The sequence below is a fragment of the Streptococcus sp. 11-4097 genome (genome assembly GCF_018215285.2).
Classification (GTDB): domain Bacteria; phylum Bacillota; class Bacilli; order Lactobacillales; family Streptococcaceae; genus Streptococcus.
In genome coordinates this window covers 980,879-1,001,524 of the sequence record NZ_CP185262.1, presented here as the reverse complement: position 1 = coordinate 1,001,524, position 20,646 = coordinate 980,879, and the positions used below count along the sequence as shown (strand labels likewise).

The window sequence follows — 20,646 nt, the reverse complement described above, 5'->3', positions numbered from 1 at the left end:
CATGGATTTTATTGTATTTATTAGTAATCTGGTCTTAAGACACCTGTTACAGTTGCCTTAGTTGCTTCGTAGTCGCCATCTACAACAACCTTGATAATGCGTTTGGCATCTTCTTCTGGTGCTGGAACAAGAGGTAGACGAGTTGGTCCAGCTTCAAATCCCATGTAGTTCAGAACTGCCTTAACAGGAGCAGGACTTGGATAAGAGAAGAGGGCATTGACTTTAGGAATAAATTTACGCTGAATAGCTGCCGCTTTTTTCATATCGCTTTCTGCAATGGCAGTGAACATCTCGTGCATCTCATCTCCGTTTGTATGGGAGGCAACAGAAATAACCCCGTCCGCACCAAGGTTCATGGCATGGAAAGCATCCCCATCTTCACCTGTATAGACCAAGAACTCTTCTGGCTTATGCTCAATCAAGTAAGCCATATTGGCCAAGCTAGTACATTCTTTGACACCGATGATATTTGGATGGTCAGCCAAACGAAGCATGGTTTCTGGAGTCAATTCGACAACCACACGCCCTGGAATGTTATAGATAATAATCGGTAGGTCAGAAGCGTCCGCAATTGCTTTAAAGTGCTGATACATCCCTTCTTGAGAAGGCTTATTATAGTATGGTACGATAGCAAGCCCAGCAGCAAAACCACCAAATTCTGCTACTTCTTTGACAAACTCGATCGAGTCACGCGTATCATTGGTACCAACACCCGCAATCAAAGGAACACGTCCATTGACAATCTTTTGTACAGCCGCAAAGAGTTCCAACTCCTCATCGTGGGTTAAAGTTGGACTCTCAGCAGTCGTACCAGCTAGGAGAATGCCGTCTGTATGATGGGACAATAAATGCTCAATCAAGGCTGGAATGGCATCAAAGTTGATAGAACCATCCTCGTGAAAAGGGGTAATGAAGGCCGTGATGATTTTACACTCTTTTAAATCTTGATAAGACATGAAAACACCTCTCTATTTCAAAGAAGGAGTTCATCTGAACTCCTAAACGATATGACTATTTTAATTCAAATTTCAATTCAGCTGTTGGACGAACCAAACCACGTTCGTGAAGAGTTTCCGCAATCTGAACTGAGTTCCAAGCAGCACCTTTGAGAAGGTTATCTGAAACAACCCACATGTGGATTCCTTTTTCAGCATCCAAGTCTTTACGAATACGACCAACAAAGGTCTCACGTGAGCCTACAGCATTGATGGCTTGCGGATAGATTTGATGAGCTACATCATCTTCAAGAACAGCACCAGGGAAGGCTGCGATAGCTGCTTTGACTTCTTCGATTGGAGCCACTTCTTTTGTTTCGATGTAAACAGACTCAGAGTGAGCTGACAAGACTGGAATGCGCACACATGTTGCTGAAACGGCAATGCTATCATCTTCCATGATTTTCTTAGTTTCCTTAGTCATCTTCATCTCTTCGTAAGTGTAATCATTGTCAGTGAAGACATCGATTTGTGGAAGAGCGTTAAAGGCGATAGGATAGTGTTTCTTGTCACCGCCTGACGGCAAGATTTCCGCATGCAAATCACGTGGATTCACACCGTCATTCAACACTTCACGAAGTTCACGTTGTGTCTCAAGAATTGCTCCCATACCAGCACCTGAAACTGCTTGGTAAGTTGAAACAATGATACGGTCCAAACCCCATTTTTGGCGAACTGGCTCAAGAGCCACCATCATTTGAATTGTTGAACAGTTAGGGCAGGCAATGATACCGTTGTGGGCATCAAGTGCATGAGCATTGACCTCTGGAACAACCAAAGGAACATCTGGATTTTGACGGAAGTAAGATGTATTATCTACTACTACCGCTCCAGCTTTAACTGCGTATGGTGCATATTTAGCTGATGTAGAACCACCTGCTGAAAAGAGAGCAATATCAACTCCTTCAAAAGCTGTTTCAGTCGTTTCTTCAATCATAATATCTTGATTTTTAAATTTCAAAGTCTTGCCTGCTGAACGTGCAGAAGCAAGTAAACGAATTTTATCGATTGGAAGTGTTGATTCTTCCAACATTTTTATCATCTGAGCTCCGACAGCACCTGTCGCGCCGACTACAGCAACTGTATATCCCATAAATAACCTCTTTCGGAATTTTCTAAAAATTTCTATAATAGATGTATTATACTACTTTTTCCATGAATTGCAAAGCTTTTTCATCATTTTTTGGAAAATAAAAATCCCCAGTCGCTAGACAAGGGACTAAGAGGCATCTTCATGTGATGAGCAGGTTCACACAACTCATCAAGGTCCGCTCCTGCGTTATGACCTCCTTATGCTCAATAGTAGTCCGAAGACTACCTATCGACTCATCGCGTCTTCTATTCTACTAAAGAGAATCACTTTTGTCAACAGACGAAACTCTTTAGTTTCATTTACATAGATGAATAGAAATATCTTTGAAACATTTGATGCAAATATAACAAAAACCCTTGTAAATCAAGGATTTTTCTGTCTATTTCATGCTAATTGCCGGGATTGAACCGGCGACCTCATCCTTACCATGGATGCGCTCTGCCAACTGAGCTAAATCAGCTTACCTAAAAAGTATACTATAGTTAGAAAATCTTGTCAAGTTTCCTTAGAAATTTTCCATAAGAAAAAGCCAGGTAAGAGCTACCTAGCTTGTCTTCTTTTATTTGCTTAAATCAATTCGACGACCAATTTTACCGATAATAATCGCTCCAATAATTAATGAGGCAAATTCACCAATTCCTGTTGTAAACCAAGTAAGGAAAAATGGTAATTCTGCTACAATATTTAACTCGGCAGCGATAGTAAACATAGAAATTGAAAAGAGGATTGAAAAAAAGAAATGATCTTTTCGAATTAATCCATTAAATAGGTAATCTTTGCTGTATTTTGCAAAAAGCCAAACACCTAGACTGAGGAATACCAAGGTTGATCCACCACCAACAAAGACATCTAGCAGTCCGAAGCTAAAGAAATTAGCAATCATACAACCGATGGTAACTCCGATGATGTACTTAGGATTGTAAAAAGCCATAAAGTTCATCATTTCTGAAATACGGAACTGATACGCACCATAGCTAATGGCATTCAGAGGTGGTGTGACAGTTAAAACGACATAGATAGCAGCAACGATTGCAATGTCTGCTACATCACGAATAGTTAATTTTTTCATCTTTTCTCCTTTGGCGGTTATCCGCGTGTAATATGCTTGGTGAAAGAAGCTAAGCACCAAGGGTTGCTTGAATCAACCTTACTAGTATAGCACAATAGCCCGCTTTATGCTATACTAAAAACATGAAAAAACGCATTCAAAATCTCTTCGAGAATGAGCTCCTGACCTATCTCTTTTTTGGTCTAGCGACTACTCTTGTTTCTATCCTATCCAGACTAGGTATTTATCAATTAACCCATAAAGAACTCCTTGCTACTGGACTCGCAAATAGTATCGGTATTCTGTTTGCATTTATTGCAAATGATACAATTGTATTCAAGCAAGCTAGGCAAAATTGGCCAAACCGTTTAATAAAATTTACTCTAGCACGTCTTTCTACTTTTCTTTTTGACTTGTTTTTAACTTTTCTATTTGTAACTCAGTTTCCTAATATTATCGGGCAATTTGTAAATTATAATATTAATAAGGCGAATAGTATTGAAACAGTTATTGCACAATTCTTAATAATTATCCTCAATTACATTTTTAGTAAGGTATTTATTTTTAAAAAATAAGAAAAATTTTAAACATATAGCTTGCAAGAACTCCTTAATTAATATATAATTAAGTGTAAAATTTTTTTGAAAGGAAATTATGAAAATGTTAAAAGATCTTAAAGCATTTTTGCTTCGTGGTAATGTTGTTGACCTTGCTGTCGGTGTGATCATTGCCTCTGCTTTTGGTGCAATCGTTACATCACTTGTTAACGATATCATCACTCCACTTATTTTGAATCCAGCCTTGGAAGCTGCGAAAGTACAAAACATCGCTGAGCTTGCTTGGAATGGTGTTACATACGGTAAATTCTTGAGTGCTGTTATCAACTTCCTAGTTATCGGTACTGTTCTCTTCTTCCTTATCAAAGGTATTGAAAAAGCTCAAAGTCTTACTAAGAAAGAAGCTGCTGAGGAAGCTCCAGCTGGTCCAACTGAGTTGGAAGTACTTCAAGAAATCAAAGCTCTTCTTGAGAAAAAATAATCAATTAAAAGGATCTAGCGCAAAGCTAAATCCTTTTTCTTTACTCTTTTGGTAACTTACCTGCTTTCTCAAGCATTTTTTTGATAAGATAGGGCATCTTAACATTTTCACGACCTTTTTTCTCAATTAGTTTTTTTACAAATTCTGGCATTTGTAAATCTTGAGATTCAGCCAAAATATTTTTCGTCTCATCTGAAGGAACTAATTCATCAAAGGTTTCTTCTTCTGGGAGAAATTCCTTAAATTCTTGATCTTCATTAGCTCTAACTGTATTGACTAAGGCATCAATCAAGCGAGAATCTGTATTTGGCATTGGTGGACGATGGTAGTTTACTCCAAATTCCTGACATAAGTCATAACATTCTACATCGTTGTCAAATAAAACTTCAATGTGCTCACTGATAAAGCTGATAGGAACAAAAATGTAATGGTCTGGATGTTCTGTCTGTTCTCTTAGATACTCCAAAACATCTGGCTTAATCCATGGAATACCGATATCACTTTCACTCTGCCAAGTGTTGGTATATTGTTCTGAACTCAAGCCTAGTTTTTCAGCGACTAGCTTGCTATTTTCAAAAATTTGGTCTATATAAGGATCACCAAAGTCCAAGGCAAAAATAGGCACACTATGGGCTGAAAAGATGACTTTAAAGCTGTCTTGCTTTACTTCTTCTTTTAAAATCTTACCAATTTCATCCGCCCAATAGTTTAAGAGTGCTTCTTCCTGATACCAGTCCTTAATGACCAAAAATTGAATTTGTTTGCTTTCTAAAAATTTTTCATAGCCCATGACAGAGTAGAAAGAATAATGGGGCTCCAAAATCAAGCAAATACACTGCTCAATTCCGTCTGCTTCCATCTGACCAATCACATCTGGAATAAAAGGTTTGGAAAACTTATTAGCAAAATAAACACCGTATTCATCCCCCAGCCTAGCTTCTACCAAGGCAACCTCTTCACGGGTAATTTTTTGCAGAGGAGTACCTCCAATACGTACATAATTATCATAGAGTGTTTGAATCTCGTGGTCTTGAGGTCTCACTCCACGACGAATATTTGTGAAAAAATCAGCCACACCTTCAAAGGTAATCTCTTCTGGCGAACCGAAAGTCATCATTAAAATTGCTTTTTTCATAATCGCTTCCTTGTGATATTTTTATCAAGTTTATTTTATCATTAATTCGTTGATAAGTAAACGCCAACATAGCGAATTTCCCTAACTTCAGTCTTTTGTTTTTCTCTATTTTCTATGATACAATGGAAAAAATGAATTCAAAAGGAGTTTTTTATGACTTACCCAAATCTCTTGGACCGCTTTTTAACCTACGTTAAGGTCAATACGCGCTCTGATGAACACTCAACTACTACACCTAGTACACAAAGTCAAGTTGACTTTGCAAAAAATGTACTTATTCCCGAAATGAAACGCGTTGGACTTCAAAATGTCTATTATCTACCAAATGGTTTTGCGATTGGAACCCTACCAGCCAATGATCCAAGTTTGACACGTAAGATTGGTTTCATCTCCCACATGGATACTGCTGATTTTAATGCCGAAGGAGTCAAGCCACAGGTAATTGAAAACTACGATGGTGGTGTGATTGAACTAGGAAATTCTGGTTTCAAACTCGATCCAGCTGACTTTAAGAGTCTAGAGAAATATCCAGGACAAACGCTCATCACAACCGATGGAACAACCTTACTAGGTGCTGATGACAAGTCAGGGATTGCTGAAATTATGACTGCTATTGAATATCTGACTGCCCATCCTGAAATCAAGCACTGTGAGATTCGTGTTGGTTTTGGTCCAGATGAAGAAATCGGTGTTGGTGCCAATAAATTTGATGCAGAAGATTTCGATGTAGATTTTGCCTATACTGTAGATGGCGGACCTCTCGGAGAACTTCAGTACGAGACTTTCTCAGCAGCTGGTGCTGAATTGCATTTCCAAGGACGCAATGTCCACCCTGGTACCGCCAAAGATCAGATGGTCAATGCCCTTCAGCTAGCAATTGATTTTCATAATCAACTTCCAGAGAATGACCGTCCTGAGTTTACATCAGGTTACCAAGGCTTCTACCATCTTATGGATGTGACTGGAAGCGTTGAGGAGACGCGTGCAAGCTACATCATTCGTGATTTTGAAAAAGATGCCTTTGAAGCGCGTAAAGCAGCTATGCAGTCTATAGCTGATAAGATGAATCAAGAACTTGGTAGTGACCGTGTCAGTCTAAACTTGACAGACCAGTACTACAATATGAAAGAAGTCATTGAAAAAGATATGACTCCAATCACCATTGCCAAAGCTGTTATGGAAGATTTAGGGATCACGCCTATTATTGAACCAATCCGTGGTGGAACAGACGGCTCTAAAATTTCCTTTATGGGAATCCCGACTCCAAATATCTTTGCTGGTGGGGAAAACATGCATGGACGTTTTGAATACGTCAGCCTTCAGACTATGGAACGTGCAGTTGATACCATCATTGGTATCGTCGCTTATAAGGACTAAAAAAGACGAGGTAGCTCAGCTACTTCGCCTTTCTTTTTATTCTGCTGGTTTTTCTTGATTTCCAGCACTTGTTGTAGATTCTGCTGTTTCCTTTTCTGAAGTTGATTCACCTGGTTTAGAATCTGTTGTTTCCTTTTCTGAAGCTGATTCAGCTGGTTTAGAATCTGTTGCATTGCTCTGTTTGTTTTCGTCACTTACAGTTTCACTGTTAGATTCTACAGCTACGTTTGGTTGGTTCTCAGCACTTGTCTTATCACCATTTGATTCAGCATTTGTTGCTGGAGTTGCTTCTTCACTTGCACTTGATTTTGACTTGATTTCTTGATTCAAGACCAGAATAGCTTTTGTCAATTCAAGTAAAGCAGCTTTATCTTTACTCTTAGCAGAAAGTTGATCTAGTAGAGCATCCACCTTATCAAAGTCCGCATCAGAACCCTTATTGTTTTCTAAATAAGCATGAAGCGACATAAGAATATCGTAGAGTTTTTGATAAAGAACAAGCGTCTGAGGATCTTGCTCTGCATTTTCCTTCTCTTGTTGAAGGGCGCTAGCGATACGAGTCAAGACATCTTTCACCTGACTATTTACTTCATCCAAGTCAGCATCAGCCTTGTTTGTAGCAGCTTTGAGATTTTCTACTTCTTCTGCCAAAGATTGTCTAATGCCTTCTTCTTGGATTTGTTCCAAAAGTTGAGTTGCCTTGCTCAAGAGACTTTCTACTTGTTCCTTGCTAACATGATTGACATGCTCTTCAGGCATAAAGTCTCCGTACAATTCTTTCAAGAAGCCATAAATAGCTGTCTTAGCACTTTGATTATCGACTTTTTCAGTATCTAGAACTGTCTGACTTGATTTCGCATTAGTTGGTTGAGCTTTCAAAGCTTCTTCCACTTCTTGTTTTGCCTGATAGATGCTTGGGAATAATTTGTTCAATTCTGCTGCCTTAAGGAAGGATTGAGATTGATACAAGGTCCAAGTCAACTGAGCTACTTTGTTTCGAAGTTCATCACTCAAACGACCGTCATTTACGTGTTCGTAGAAATACTTGATGTATTCTACAGTTGTAACACCTGTTCGGTCATTAAAGTCTTGCAATGCTTGAAGTTGTGATTCAACCGCTGCTAAACCAGCCTCATCTTTAGCTAACTTAGCTTCTTGAAGTTGAACGAGAAGGTCTTTCTTAGGAAGGCCATAAGAGTCTGTATCCAGGGTATTGATTTTATCAATCAAGGCCTGATATTTCTTATCTAAAGCACTTGTTTCAACTGGTTTGACACTTTCATCAATATGGATATATTGCTTATCAAAGAGATTCAGTGTCGCAAGATAACCTGCTGTAGAGTTAGTTGCCAGTTTCTTCATGTTTTCAGTAAACTGACCTAAGGCTAACTCAATCTGTCTTTGTTCGATAGGCTTGTCTTTGTAGATGCTTCTGCTATCAGCTAAAAGTTGATCTACTTTTGCCAAAACTGCCTTCTCATCAAAAGCTCCAGGTTGATAGTTGGATTGGAGAGCTGGAATTTTGTTTTTCAAAGCTACTTCATAGCCCTTAGTTTGAACCTTGATGTAGTGATTGTGGTCGCCATGAGGAATCACAAAACTACCATTTTCTACCTGCAAGCTATATGGAGACACACCATCTCGCAAAGCAGTGGTATAGAGTTCATTTAAGAAATCAAGCTCTGGATTGCCAGTTTGGAGTGGGAGTCGAACATGTTCCTTACGAACAGCGTAGGGATGGATATGAGTCGGATCGTAGGCTTGGTCTGGATTTCCAAAGACAAAGAATCCGTTTGAAATTCTAATCGCTTCAAGTGGAACTCCGTATGTTTTAGAAATATAAGCAATCTTTTCTTCATCGCTAGCATCTCTTGAGAAAGACTCTACCGTTTTAGCAAGAGGTTTTACAGGCTCCGCATCATGATGTGTTTTCAAATGATCCTGAGCTGCCTTAATTTGCTCAGCTGTCAAATCTTTCTTGAAGAAGTAGTGATTGTGGTCACCATGACTCATGACAAAGCCTTGTTCATCCTCACTGATGACACGATTAGCATCAAAACCGTGATCATGGTCTTCATCATGTTTATGGCCATGATTATCGTTATCGTGTTCATCATCATGGGCTGGTCTTGGTGTTACTGTCGTTTTACCTCTCAAATGATCCTGCGCGGACTTAATTTGCTCTGCTGTCAAATCTTTCTTAAAGAAGTAATGGTTATGATCACCATGACTCATAATAAAGCCTTGCTCATCCTCACTGATGACACGATTAGCATCAAAACCGTGATCATGGTCCTCATCATGTTTGCGACCATGATTATCTTTATCGTGTTCATCATCATGGGCTGGGCTTGGTGTTACTGACGTTTTACCTCTCAAATGATCCTGCGCCGCCTTGATTTGTTCTGGTGTTAGATCTTTCTTAAAGAAGTAATGATTGTGGTCACCATGAGTCATGACAAAGCCTGCCGCATCTTCACTGATGACGCTATTGGCATCAAAACCGTGATCATGGTCTTCATCATGTTTGTGGCCATGATTATCGTTATCGTGTTCATCATCATGGGCTGGACTCGGTACTGATGGTTTTTTACCTTTCAGATGATCTTGGGCGGACTTAATTTGCTCTGCTGTCAAATCTTTCTTAAAGAAGTAATGATTATGATCACCGTGTGACATGACAAAGCCTTGTTCATCCTCACTGATGACACGATTGGCATCAAAACCATGATCATGGTCTTCATCATGATGAGCGTCATGTCCATGTTCTTCATGCTTAGGTGCCTGACTTCCATGGTCACCGTCTTGCTCATGATGATGGTTTTGATGAGTAGGTTTTTCTGCTGGTTTGCTTGGATTCTCCAATGGTGTTGGTTTCTCACTGTCACTAGTTAGAGGAATCATTCTCGCAATCTTTTCTTCTAATGCAGAAAGCTTTGTATAGGGAATGAAATGATAGTGATTTCCATGAGGAATCGCTACACCACTTGGTGTTCTGCTTGAAATCTTAGCAGGGTCAAAAGTCAAACCATCCGATTCAGTATATCGTTGAGTACTTGGAAGAGCATAAAGCTGCTGTAATAGACTTTGAAGACTCTCGGATTTATTACTTGGTATTTCAGCCTGTTGAATAGACTTGGTAGTTTGACCAGTCCCATTTGTACTTGGACGATAGTCAGTCACACTCGCTTGTTTTCTAGTTCCAGAGAGATAGGCTTGTGCTGCAGCCAATTCACTAGCAGACAAGGAACTCTTTGGAATGTAGTGGTAATGTCCTCCGTGAGGGACGATATAAGCATCACCAGTATCCTCTATAATATCAGATGCATTAAAGATGTAGCCATCATCAGTAGTATAGCGACCTTGAGATTGAGCAAGCGCCACTGCACTATTAGATGTTGGTGCATCGTGAGTATGACCTTGTTTTTGGCGTTCAATTTCGTCCTTCGAACGAACGTTATCCGCATGTGCCACATCCTTAAGGTAAACATAATACTTACCATCTACCTTGATAATGTAACCACCTTTGACTTCGTTGACAATATCAGCGTCTTTAAGTTGATAATTGGCATCTTTCATCAAAAGTTCTTCACTGAAAATCGCATCAAAAGGAACTTTCCCATTATAATAATGGAAATGATCACCGTGTGAAGTCACATAACCTTGATCGGTGATTTTCACAACAATTTGTTCAGCCTGGATATCTTCTTTTTTGCTAACTTGCTCTGGTGTTTGTGTCTCTGTTTTTTGAGTGTCTTGTTTCCCATCTACATAAGATACACGATTCGTATCTTTATTCTCTCCTGTCTGATGTTGATTCAATGCATAAATACAAAGACTTAAAGAAAGGACGACAGCTGCACCAGCAGCAAGTTTCTTCTTATTTATTTTCATAATCTCCTCATTTCAATTCTTCTGCTAAAATACTCATATTGTCTTCTAGGTTTTCTAGATAAGTCTTGTCATTTTGTGGGTCTGCCTCTAAAGGATTCAGAGTTTTTAGACCCACACCTGTTGATTTGACAAGAGTTTCAGCTACTTTCGAAGAAGCATTACTTTCTGTAAAAATCGTCTTAACCTTATAGGTTTTAACAAATTCCTGAATTTCTGTTAGTTGTCTTGGACTTGGTTCTTGTTCAGGAGAGATGCCTGCAATACCAAGTTGATTGAGTCCAAATCGCTTAGCTAGATAAGAAAAGGCTGTATGTTGGGTTACAAATGTTTTCTGACTCGCTTTTTCAAATTTAGGTTGGAATTTCTTAGTTAATTCTTGAGCTTTCTTGATAAAGGCTTGCGCATTTTTTTGATAAGTTTCTTTGTGTTCACTATCAACCTCTGAAAGTTTATCAGCGACAATTTGGGCTTCTTCTCCAGCTTTTTCAGGATCTAGCCAAGTGTGAGGGTCATAAAGCGTTTTTTCATCAACTCCATCCCCTGCTTCCACATCCTCTAGCCCTGTGACTCGATCCAATGTCATTCCTTCAGAAGCCTCTAAAACCTTAACTTTGGATTTTTTGAGATTTGGATCCAGACTTCCTGCCCAAGATTCGAGTGTATGCGAATGGTAGACAAATACATCTGCATCGTATATTGCTGCAATATCATTTGCCGAAGGTTCGAAGGAGTGAATTCCGCTACTTGACTGAATCATTCGAACATCATTCAAGTCACCAGATACTTCCTTGACCATGGCATAGATAGGATAAAAACTGGTCACAATTTTCATCCCTTTACCTGACTGGCTTTCCTTTTGGCCACAAGCAGCTAATACCAGAGTCAATACACTGGTCATCAATACTAAAATCGTCCTCTTTTTCACTATAACTCCTTAACTAGTGTTTAACCATTTAATTAACTAGTAAATAGTTTATCTTTATTTAGAAAATATGTCAAGAATTTTTACACAATTTCATAAAAAAGAGAACAGAATCCATATTCTGCTCCTTTTTTATCTTCTATAATAGTTGTATAGTTACTTACTCTCCTTTAACAAGACTAATAGCTTTTCAGCTTCTGCCATAATAGTATTGTTGTCCTGAGAACCAAATAACAGGTTATTTTTTAATCCTGTGAGAGTTTCATTGGCATTGGACTTAAGAATTGGATCCTGAATCTTTTTAAGTAACTCTTCCGCCTCTCTCAGTTTTTCTTCAACCTTTTCAGTTTCAACCTGATGTTCCTCTGGTTCCGATGGTGATTCTTCTTCTGATTCCTCTGATTCTTTTGGTTTTGGAGATTCTGCTTTCTCATTTTTCAGTTTTTCTTCGCGAGGTTTTTCCTCCTCAATTTTTTCTGTCTGAGGTTTCTCCTCTGTTGGTTTCTCTGTTTGATTGTTAGCAGCTTGACTATTGTGGTTTCTTTGAACATGGTCGCTCGCATTGCCCCAACCACTATCTGAATGCGGACGTTCGTTTGGATGTTCGACATAATACTTCACAGTTTCAAATAGTTCTTCTAAAGTATACCCCTTAGGTGCCTCATAAAGTCCTTCGTCAAACCACTCAAATTTGATGTTATGGTAATGGTCATAATGAGGTATAATCAAACTTCCATTTTTAACTTCCACAGTATGTTGGAGATTGTAAGGCATACGATCAAGTGGTACCTTCTTAGCTGCTTTTACTCGATTGTAAATCGCTTCTGCTCCCTTAGCCTCAGTATTTCCTGAACTTTGATGATTTGTTGAAGGAGGCGTCAAACCTTTCTCTTTAGCATAAGCTTGACCTGCTGCTCTTTCAGCTTCAGACAAACTATCTTTCTTAATCCAATGACTGTGGCTCATATGCGGAGTTACATAGGCATCCCCCTCATCACTGGTGATATCACGTGGATCAAAGATATAGCCATCTTCTGTTGTATACTTGCCTGCCAACTTGGCTACTTGAATCTCATCATCTGTGTAAGCTATTTGTGCATTTGGTTTTCCTAAACGTTCTGGATGACGAATCGGCGCTAGAAAAGCAAGGATATCATCAACTAACTTGACTTTATCACTTGACTCATCGTTGAGACGTTCCAATAGTCTATCAAAAGCGTCAAAATCAGCTTGGCGCCCTTTATTGGAAATCAAATCTTGGTGAACTGTTGCTAGTAAATCATAAACTTTGTTGTAAAATTTTTGATCACCAGATGCAAGATTGGTTTTCTTAGTTCCTAACTCATGAGACAAACTTTCTTGTTTGGCAAGTTTATCATCAATGGCTGCAACAGTTTCTGCCGAAAGTTCCTTGGTAGCAATATAACGCGAAATTCCATTCTCTTCGAAGACATAACCATCAACCACCTTTCGAATCACCTGTTTTACCAATTTTCCATCAATTGGATTGCTTGGAGTTGGTTGAGGATTTGGTACAGGTTGTGGACTTGGTATTGGGGTAGGCTCTGGAGCAGGGATTGGAGTCGGAGTTGGATTTGGAAGGCTTGGAGTCGGAATTGGTTTTAATTCTTTACCACCTGCAGTAGTATGATTCCCTTGATAATTTTCAGAAATCATTCTCGCAATCTTCTGCTCTAAATCAGACATTTGAGAATAAGGGATAAAGTGATAATGATCTCCGTGTGGCACTGCAACACCATTCGCAGTTTTTCTTGTAATCTGCGCTGGATCAAAGACAAGCCCATCTGATTCCACATGTCGTTGGCTAAGCGGCAAGGCATAAAGCTGTTTCAAGAGACTGGATACGTCTTCACTCGGACTAGCTTGATAGCTATTATCCACTTGTGGGCTAACACTTGGAGTCCATCTTCTGGTATTTGCTTCAACATTGCTTTGATTCGTTTGTCCATATGAACTACTATTCGATGTCTCTGATGAGCTGCTAGAAGAATTTGTTGAAGGACGATACCCAACTGAACTTGTTTGACTACCTTTACCATATAAAAAGGCTCGGGCTGCAGCTAATTCACTGGCAGACAAGTCACTCTTAGGAATATAGTGGAAGTGATTACCATGAGGAACGATATAAGCATCACCTGTATCTTCTATAATATCAGATGCATTAAAGATATAACCATCATCCGTTGTATAGCGGCCTTGAGCTCTAGCAGCTACTACCGCATTATCGTTAGAACCACCTCCGTGATTACTACTGTGCTCTTGCTTCTGACGAGTAATTTCTTCTTTTGTTCGAACATTATCAGCATGTGCCACATCCTTAAGATAGACATAATACTTACCATCTACCTTAATCACATAGCCACCCTTGATTTCATTGACAATGTCTGAATCCTTCAACTGATAATTAGGATCCTTCATCAGCAGTTCTTCACTGATAATAGCATCATAAGGAACCTTGCCATTATAGTAATGATAATGGTCTCCATGAGAAGTCACATAACCTTGATCCGTAATCTTGATAACAATTTGCTCGGCATTAATACCTTCTTTTTTACTGACTTCATCAGGTGTCAAAGTTTCTGCCTTTTGGCTTGGTTGTTTACCATCTATATATGAAACACGGTTATTTTCTTTTACAGTTTGAGCTTGATGCAAACCTAGTTCATAAGCACAGACACTTAAAACAAGTGCTGCTGCTGACCCAGCTAGATATTTTTTATTGATTTTCATTCTTTCCTCTTTTCTTAACTCTATTTGATTCACTATAACATAATAAACCAGTTAATTAACTAGTTAATAGTTTACTCTTTTTAGTACTGCTTGTCAAGAATTTTTCGTATATACATAATAAAAATGAAAGCCTCTTTATCGAGACTCCCATTTTTCATTAGTTTGTTTTTTCCTTATTTACAGGTGAAGGATTACTACCTTTTAACAACGTAAGTAATTTCTCTGCTTCTGCCATGATACCATTATTATCCATGGTTTGCAGGCTCAAATTATTTCGTAAACCAGCTAGGGTTTCTGTCGCATTGCCTTTCAGACTAGCATCTGTTACTTTCGCAAGCAAAGCTTCTGCTTCTTTGAGCTTGGCTTCTACTTTTTCAGTCTCTACTTGAGGAACTTCTGGCTCAGCAGGTGTTTCCTCTACTGGTTCTTCATCCGCTTTGAAGTTCTTTTTGGGATCTTCACTGTGGTCTTTCTTACCTAAGACATGCTCGCTGGCATTTCCCCATCCGTCATTAGAATGTGGACGTTCATCAGGATGTTCAACATAGTACTTAATCGTCGCAAATAAGTCTTCCAGAGTATAACCATTTGGAGCCTTGTATGAATGATCATCAAACCAAGCAAATTTAATGTTATGGTAATGATCCTTATGAGGAATAATCAAATTACCATTTTTAACTTCAACTGTATGCTCGACCATGTATGGAAGTCGTACGAGAGGAATTCGTTTTTCCCCTTTCACACGATTGTAAATGGCCGCTGCACTATCTCCAGTTGGATTTGCTTGAGCATCTGCGTCTGGAGATGGAGGTAAAATACCTTTTTCTTTAGTATAAGATTGAGCCGCAGCTTTTTCCTTATCAGAAAGGCTGTCTTTTCCAATCCAGTGACTATGGCCCATATGAGGTGTTACATAGGCATCTCCTTCATCACTGATAATATCATGTTCGTCAAAAATATAACCATCTGACGTTGTATACTTATCAGCTAATTGAGCAATACGAACTTCGTTTTCGGTATATTCAATTTGAGAATTTGGTTTTCCAAGTCGCTCAGGATGGGTAATTGGTGCTAGAAATGCCAATAAATCATCTACCAATTTTTCTTTATTAGAAGATTCATCATTCAAGCGTTCTGCTAATTTGTCTAAGGCTTGGAAATCAGAAACGCGACCTTTATTTTCAGACAAGGATTTATGAGCCTCGGCCAATAAATTATATGCTTTATCATAAAATTCTTGGTCGCGAGGTGGTACATTTTCTTTTTTAGCAGTTAAAGCGTGTGAAACACTCTCTTGTTTTGATAACTTGCTTTCAAGATTTTTAACAGTTTCAGATGGTAAATCTTTCGCAAAGACGTAGCGTGAGATTCCTTTTTCTTCGAAAACATATCCTTCTCCAACTTTTCGTACCAGCTGACTAACCAAAGAAGAATTTGAGTCTATTTTAGGATTTGGACTAGGAGCCGGTTTTACAATAGGTTTCAAAGGTTTTAAGCTAAGAGCTGGCAAAACAGGAGATGGAATTGGTTTTGGAAGGCTTGGAGTCGGAATCGGTTTTAATTCTTTACCACCTGCAGTAGTATGAATTCCTTGATAATTTTCAGAAATCATTCTCGCAATCTTCTGCTCTAAATCAGACATTTGAGAATAAGGGATAAAGTGATAATGGTCTCCGTGTGGCACTGCAACACCATTCGCAGTTTTTCTTGTAATCTGCGCCGGATCAAAGACAAGCCCATCTGATTCCACATGTCGTTGGCTAAGCGGCAAGGCATAAAGCTGTTTCAAGAGACTGGATACGTCTTCACTCGGACTAGCTTGATAGCTATTATCCACTTGTGGGCTAACACTTGGAGTCCATCTTCTGGTATTGGTCTCAACATTGCTTTGATTCGTTTGTCCATATGAACTACTATTCGATGTCTCTGATGAGCTACTGCTAGAAGAATTTGTTGAAGGTCGATACCCAACTGAGCTTGGTTGATTAGTTTTTCCAGCTAGGAAGGCTCGAGCTGCAGCTAATTCACTGGCAGACAAGTCACTCTTAGGAATATAGTGGAAATGATTGCCATGAGGAACGATATAGGCATCGCCCGTGTCCTCAATGATATCAGATGCATTAAAGATATAACCATCATCCGTTGTATAACGGCCCTGAGCTCTGGCAGCGACTACCTCTTTATCGTTAGATCCACCTCCGTGATTACTACCGTGTTCCTGCTTCTGACGAGTAATTTCTTCTTTTGTTCGAACATTATCAGCATGCGCTACATCCTTTAGATAGACATAATACTTACCATCTACCTTAATCACATAGCCACCCTTGATTTCATTGACAATATCTGAAGCCTTCAACTGATAATTCGGATCTTTCATGAGGAGTTCTTCACTGATGATAGCATCATAAGGAACCTTGCCATTATAGTAATGATAATGATCACCGTGTGAAGTTACATAACCTTGATCCGTAATCTTGATAACAATTTGCTCGGCATTAATACCTTCTTTTTTACTGACTTCATCAGGTGTCAAATTCTCTGCCTTTTGGCTTGGTTGTTTACCATCTATATATGAAACACGGTTATTTTCTTTTACAGTTTGAGCTTGATGCAAACCTAGTTCATAAGCACAGACACTTAAAACAAGTGCAGCTGCTGAACCAGCTAAATACTTTTTATTTATTTTCATTCTTTCCTCATTTCAATTCTTCTGCTAAAATACTCATATTTTCTTCAAGATTTTCTAAATAAGTCTTGTCATTTTGTGGGTCTGCCTCTAAAGGATTCAGAGTTTTTAGACCTACACCTGTTGATTTAACAAGAGTTTCAGCTACTTTCGAAGAAGCATTACTTTCTGTAAAAATCGTCTTAACCTTATAGGTTTTAACAAATTCCTGAATTTCTGTTAATTGTCTTGGACTTGGTTCTTGTTCTGGAGAGATACCTGCGATTCCAAGTTGATTGAGTCCAAATCGCTTAGCTAGATAAGAAAAGGCTGTATGTTGGGTTACAAATGTTTTCTGACTCGCTTTTTCAAATTTAGGTTGAAATTTCTTAGTCAATTCTTGAGCTTTTTTGATAAAGGCTTGCGCATTTTTCTGGTAAATTTCTTTGTGTTCACTATCCACCTCTGAAAGTTTATCAGCTATAATTTGGGCTTCTTCGCCAGCTTTTTCAGGATCTAGCCAAGTATGAGGATCATAGAGCGTTTTTTCATCAACTCCATCACCTGCTTCCACATCTTCTAGACCAGGGACACGATCCAATGTCATTCCTTCTGAAGCCTCTAAAACCTTAACTTTGGATTTTTTTAGATTGGGATCCAGACTTCCTGCCCAAGATTCGAGCGTATGCGAATGGTAAACAAAGACATCTGCATCATAGATGGCTGCGATATCATTTGCTGAAGGTTCAAAGGAGTGAATCCCACTACTTGACTGAATCATTCGAACATCATTCAAGTCACCAGATACTTCCTTGACCATGGCATAGATAGGGTAAAAACTGGTCACAATTTTCATCCCTTTACCTGACTGGCTTTCCTTCTGCCCACAAGCACCTAAACACAAAAGAAAGACACTTAACAATACTAAAAATAAACTTTTTTTCTTCATAGATAACTCCTTAACTATTTAATTAACTAGTTAATATTCTACTCCTATTTTTTTTATTGTCAAGCATTTTATGAACTAGTTAATAAATTTCTGATTTTAAACTATCAAAAAAACCTTGCAACTAGGTTACAAGGTTAATGACATTAATCGAAGTTAACGTATTCTTTTTGAAGTTCAAGGACTTCTTCCATTGTTGAACACTCTGTAAGGGCACGGTTAGCGTACTCTTCCATCTTAGCAGTGTCCAATTTCTTCATCAAGCTACGTGTACGAAGGACTGATGTTGCTGACATAGAGAACTCATCCAAGCCCATTCCGACAAGAAGTGGAACAGCTTTTTGGTCACCAGCCATCTCACCACACATACCAGCCCATTTACCTTCAGCGTGAGCTGCCTTGATAACGTTGTTGATCAAGCGAAGGATTGATGGGTTATATGGTTGGTAAAGGTATGAAACTTGCTCGTTCATACGGTCTGCTGCCATTGAGTATTGGATCAAGTCGTTTGTTCCAATTGACATGAAGTCTACTTCTTTTGCAAATTGGTCTGCAAGCATCGCTGCTGCAGGGATTTCAATCATGATACCAACTTGGATATCATCCGCAACTGCAACACCTTCAGCAAGAAGGTTTGCTTTTTCTTCTTCATAAACTGCTTTAGCTGCACGGAATTCTTTCAAAAGGGCAACCATTGGGAACATGATACGCAATTGACCATGAACAGAAGCACGAAGAAGGGCACGGATCTGTGTACGGAACATTGCATCTCCAGTTTCAGAAATAGAGATACGAAGGGCACGGAATCCAAGGAATGGGTTCATTTCATGTGGCATATCGAAGTAAGGAAGTTCCTTATCTCCACCAATATCCATTGTACGAACAACCACAGGTTTACCATTCATTCCCTCAAGAACAGCCTTGTATGCTTCGTACTGCTCATCTTCAGTTGGGAAGTCTTGAGAATCCATGTACAAGAACTCTGTACGGTAAAGTCCAACCGCTTCTGCACCATTGTTGTTAACACCTTCCACGTCTTTTGGAGTACCGATGTTAGCAGCCAACTCGAAGTGTTTACCGTCAGCAGTCACTGTTTGAGCATCTTTCAAAAGTGCCCATTCAGCTTTTTGTTTAGCATAAGCTTCACCAGCTGCTTTAAATTCTGCCGCTTGTTCATCTGTTGGGTTGATAATCACTTCACCAGTAATTCCGTTAACGGCAAGGATATCACCGTCTTTCACTACTTCAGTGATGTTATTTGTTCCCAATACAGCTGCAATTTCAAGTGTACGTGCCATGATAGCTGAGTGGCTTGTACGTCCACCGATATTTGTTACAAAAGCTTTTACAAAGTTTTTGTCCAATTGAGCTGTATCAGATGGTGTCAAGTCATGCGCAATCACAATTACTTCTTCATTGATAGAAGCTGGGTTTGGCAATTTCTTACCAAGAAGGTTTGCCAATACACGTTTTGTCACGTCGCGGATATCCGCTGCACGTTCTTGCATATATGGGTTGTCTTCCATGCCTTCAAAGATAGTGATGAACATGTCAGTCACTTCTTTAAGACCTGCTTCTGCATTGACTTTCTTAGCACGGATTGTTTCTTTAATCTGACCAATCAATTCTGGGTCAGCAAGAACCATCAAATGAGCGTCAAAAACTTGAGCCGCTTCTTCACCAAGCGTACCTACAGCTTTCTCACGGATAAGAGAAAGCTCGTTTTGAGAAGCTTCAAGAGCTACATCCAAACGAGCCTCTTCTGCGTTTGTATCTTCGACTGAAACAGTCTCGAATGACAAATCCGGTTGAACGAGTAGATATGCTTTTGCAACTGCAACACCGTCAGATGCTGCGATTCCTTTAAGCATTTCTGTCATTTTCCTTATGCCAATCCTTCTTTTTCCATTGTTTCTGAGATTGCAGCGATAGCGTCATCTGCATCTGCACCTTCAGCTGAGATAGTTACATCAGCACCTTGGCCAACACCAAGACTCATAACACCCATGATTGATTTAAGGTTAACTGATTTACCTTTGTACTCAAGAGTGATATCTGAAGCAAATTTGCTAGCAGTTTGTACCAACAATGTTGCTGGACGTGCGTGAATACCTGTTTCTGCCACTACGTGGAAATCTTTAGAAGCCATAGTTTGACTCTCCTTTTGTTCTTTCTTTTTTGAGTTATACGTGATAACCCTTACAATTTGGTATTATACCATCTTCTAGGATTTTTTTCAAGCATTTTATGGGATTTATTCGATTTCCTTTCAGATAACTTGCTGAAAATCTTCTATTCTAGATAACAAAACACAGGATATAGTTTTCCAAAAAACTACTTCTAGGATAATCATGACTATTTTACAAAACAAACACTACATATTGTGTTTTGTTACCTTGAGTATAAAAATAGACCACTATATTTAGTTTCAAATCATTGACAAAAATTTATTTTCTGATATACTAAGAAAGTAATCTATTTTGAAAGAGGAGTTACACAATGGTAACCGTTTATTCTAAAAACAACTGTGTCCAATGTAAGATGACCAAACGTTTCTTGGACAGTAATAATGTCGCTTATCGTGAAATCAATCTTGATGAGCAACCTGAGTACATCGATCAAGTTAAAGAGCTCGGTTTCAGCGCAGCTCCTGTTATCCAAACACCAACTGAAGTCTTTTCAGGTTTCCAACCAGGAAAACTGAAACAATTAGCATAATCTTAGTACATCATCCAGAAGAAACTGCTTCTAGGGCTAACTTAGAAGCCTTTCTTTTGTAATT

Annotated in this window: 15 protein-coding genes, 1 tRNA gene and 1 riboswitch; of the genes, 4 read left to right on the top strand and 12 right to left on the bottom strand. The window is 39.0% G+C overall.

Features of this window, described 5'->3' with window-relative positions:
• Positions 1-20: 20 nt before the first annotated feature.
• From dapA to KB197_RS04945, 4 genes are all read right to left on the bottom strand, one after another.
• Positions 21-956, bottom strand: a complete 936-nt coding sequence (gene dapA, locus KB197_RS04960; protein WP_212573586.1) for a 4-hydroxy-tetrahydrodipicolinate synthase — start codon at positions 954-956, stop codon at positions 21-23.
• Positions 957-1,011: 55 nt separating this feature from the next.
• Positions 1,012-2,088 (bottom strand): aspartate-semialdehyde dehydrogenase, encoded by a 1,077-nt coding sequence (locus KB197_RS04955; RefSeq protein WP_212573587.1) that lies wholly within the window; start codon positions 2,086-2,088, stop codon positions 1,012-1,014.
• Between the two features lie 387 nt (positions 2,089-2,475).
• A tRNA-Thr gene (locus tag KB197_RS04950) sits at positions 2,476-2,548 on the bottom strand.
• Between the two features lie 99 nt (positions 2,549-2,647).
• Complete coding sequence (locus KB197_RS04945; RefSeq protein ID WP_000737071.1) at positions 2,648-3,157, bottom strand: QueT transporter family protein; 510 nt, start codon at positions 3,155-3,157, stop codon at positions 2,648-2,650.
• A riboswitch (PreQ1 riboswitch) is annotated at positions 3,155-3,251 on the bottom strand. (Overlaps the previous gene by 3 nt.)
• A 28-nt stretch (positions 3,252-3,279) precedes the next feature.
• On the opposite strand from KB197_RS04945, the gene KB197_RS04940 reads away from it, so the two are divergent.
• Together KB197_RS04940 and mscL are read left to right on the top strand one after the other, a co-directional pair.
• Positions 3,280-3,711 carry a GtrA family protein gene (locus KB197_RS04940; protein ID WP_212573588.1) on the top strand — a complete coding sequence of 144 codons (432 nt, stop codon included), beginning with the start codon at positions 3,280-3,282 and terminating at the stop codon, positions 3,709-3,711.
• 85 nt (positions 3,712-3,796) lie between these two features.
• Positions 3,797-4,174 carry a large conductance mechanosensitive channel protein MscL gene (gene mscL, locus KB197_RS04935; RefSeq protein WP_064276206.1) on the top strand — a complete coding sequence of 126 codons (378 nt, stop codon included), beginning with the start codon at positions 3,797-3,799 and terminating at the stop codon, positions 4,172-4,174.
• Positions 4,175-4,214: 40 nt separating this feature from the next.
• On the opposite strand, the gene hemH is transcribed toward mscL, so the two are convergent.
• A complete protein-coding gene (hemH, locus tag KB197_RS04930; protein ID WP_212573589.1) occupies positions 4,215-5,309 on the bottom strand; it encodes a ferrochelatase in 1,095 nt (364 codons plus the stop codon).
• 153 nt (positions 5,310-5,462) lie between these two features.
• Between hemH and pepT the strand changes: the two genes are divergently transcribed.
• Positions 5,463-6,686, top strand: a complete 1,224-nt coding sequence (pepT, locus tag KB197_RS04925) for a peptidase T (protein ID WP_212573590.1) — start codon at positions 5,463-5,465, stop codon at positions 6,684-6,686.
• A 36-nt stretch (positions 6,687-6,722) separates the two neighbouring features.
• Here pepT and KB197_RS04920 read toward each other — a convergent pair whose 3' ends face one another.
• From KB197_RS04920 to KB197_RS04890, 7 genes are all read right to left on the bottom strand, one after another.
• Entirely contained in the window at positions 6,723-10,580 is a 3,858-nt protein-coding gene (locus KB197_RS04920) for a pneumococcal-type histidine triad protein (RefSeq protein ID WP_212573591.1), read from the bottom strand.
• A gap of 7 nt (positions 10,581-10,587) precedes the next feature.
• Entirely contained in the window at positions 10,588-11,478 is an 891-nt protein-coding gene (gene adcAII, locus KB197_RS04915; protein WP_421127990.1) for a zinc-binding lipoprotein AdcAII, read from the bottom strand.
• Positions 11,479-11,658: 180 nt separating this feature from the next.
• On the bottom strand, positions 11,659-14,253 hold the full coding sequence (locus KB197_RS04910) for a pneumococcal-type histidine triad protein (RefSeq protein ID WP_212573593.1): 2,595 nt from the start codon (positions 14,251-14,253) through the stop codon (positions 11,659-11,661).
• 157 nt (positions 14,254-14,410) lie between these two features.
• Complete coding sequence (locus KB197_RS04905; protein ID WP_212573594.1) at positions 14,411-16,942, bottom strand: pneumococcal-type histidine triad protein; 2,532 nt, start codon at positions 16,940-16,942, stop codon at positions 14,411-14,413.
• Positions 16,943-16,949: 7 nt separating this feature from the next.
• Positions 16,950-17,867: a zinc-binding lipoprotein AdcAII gene (adcAII, locus tag KB197_RS04900; protein ID WP_212573595.1), complete on the bottom strand. Its 918-nt coding sequence runs from the start codon at positions 17,865-17,867 to the stop codon at positions 16,950-16,952.
• A gap of 143 nt (positions 17,868-18,010) precedes the next feature.
• Positions 18,011-19,744 carry a phosphoenolpyruvate--protein phosphotransferase gene (gene ptsP, locus KB197_RS04895; protein WP_004241506.1) on the bottom strand — a complete coding sequence of 578 codons (1,734 nt, stop codon included), beginning with the start codon at positions 19,742-19,744 and terminating at the stop codon, positions 18,011-18,013.
• Between the two features lie 5 nt (positions 19,745-19,749).
• Positions 19,750-20,013, bottom strand: a complete 264-nt coding sequence (locus tag KB197_RS04890; protein WP_000146947.1) for a phosphocarrier protein HPr — start codon at positions 20,011-20,013, stop codon at positions 19,750-19,752.
• A gap of 350 nt (positions 20,014-20,363) precedes the next feature.
• Between KB197_RS04890 and nrdH the strand changes: the two genes are divergently transcribed.
• Positions 20,364-20,582 (top strand): glutaredoxin-like protein NrdH, encoded by a 219-nt coding sequence (gene nrdH, locus KB197_RS04885; protein WP_000259240.1) that lies wholly within the window; start codon positions 20,364-20,366, stop codon positions 20,580-20,582.
• Positions 20,583-20,646 lie beyond the last annotated feature (64 nt).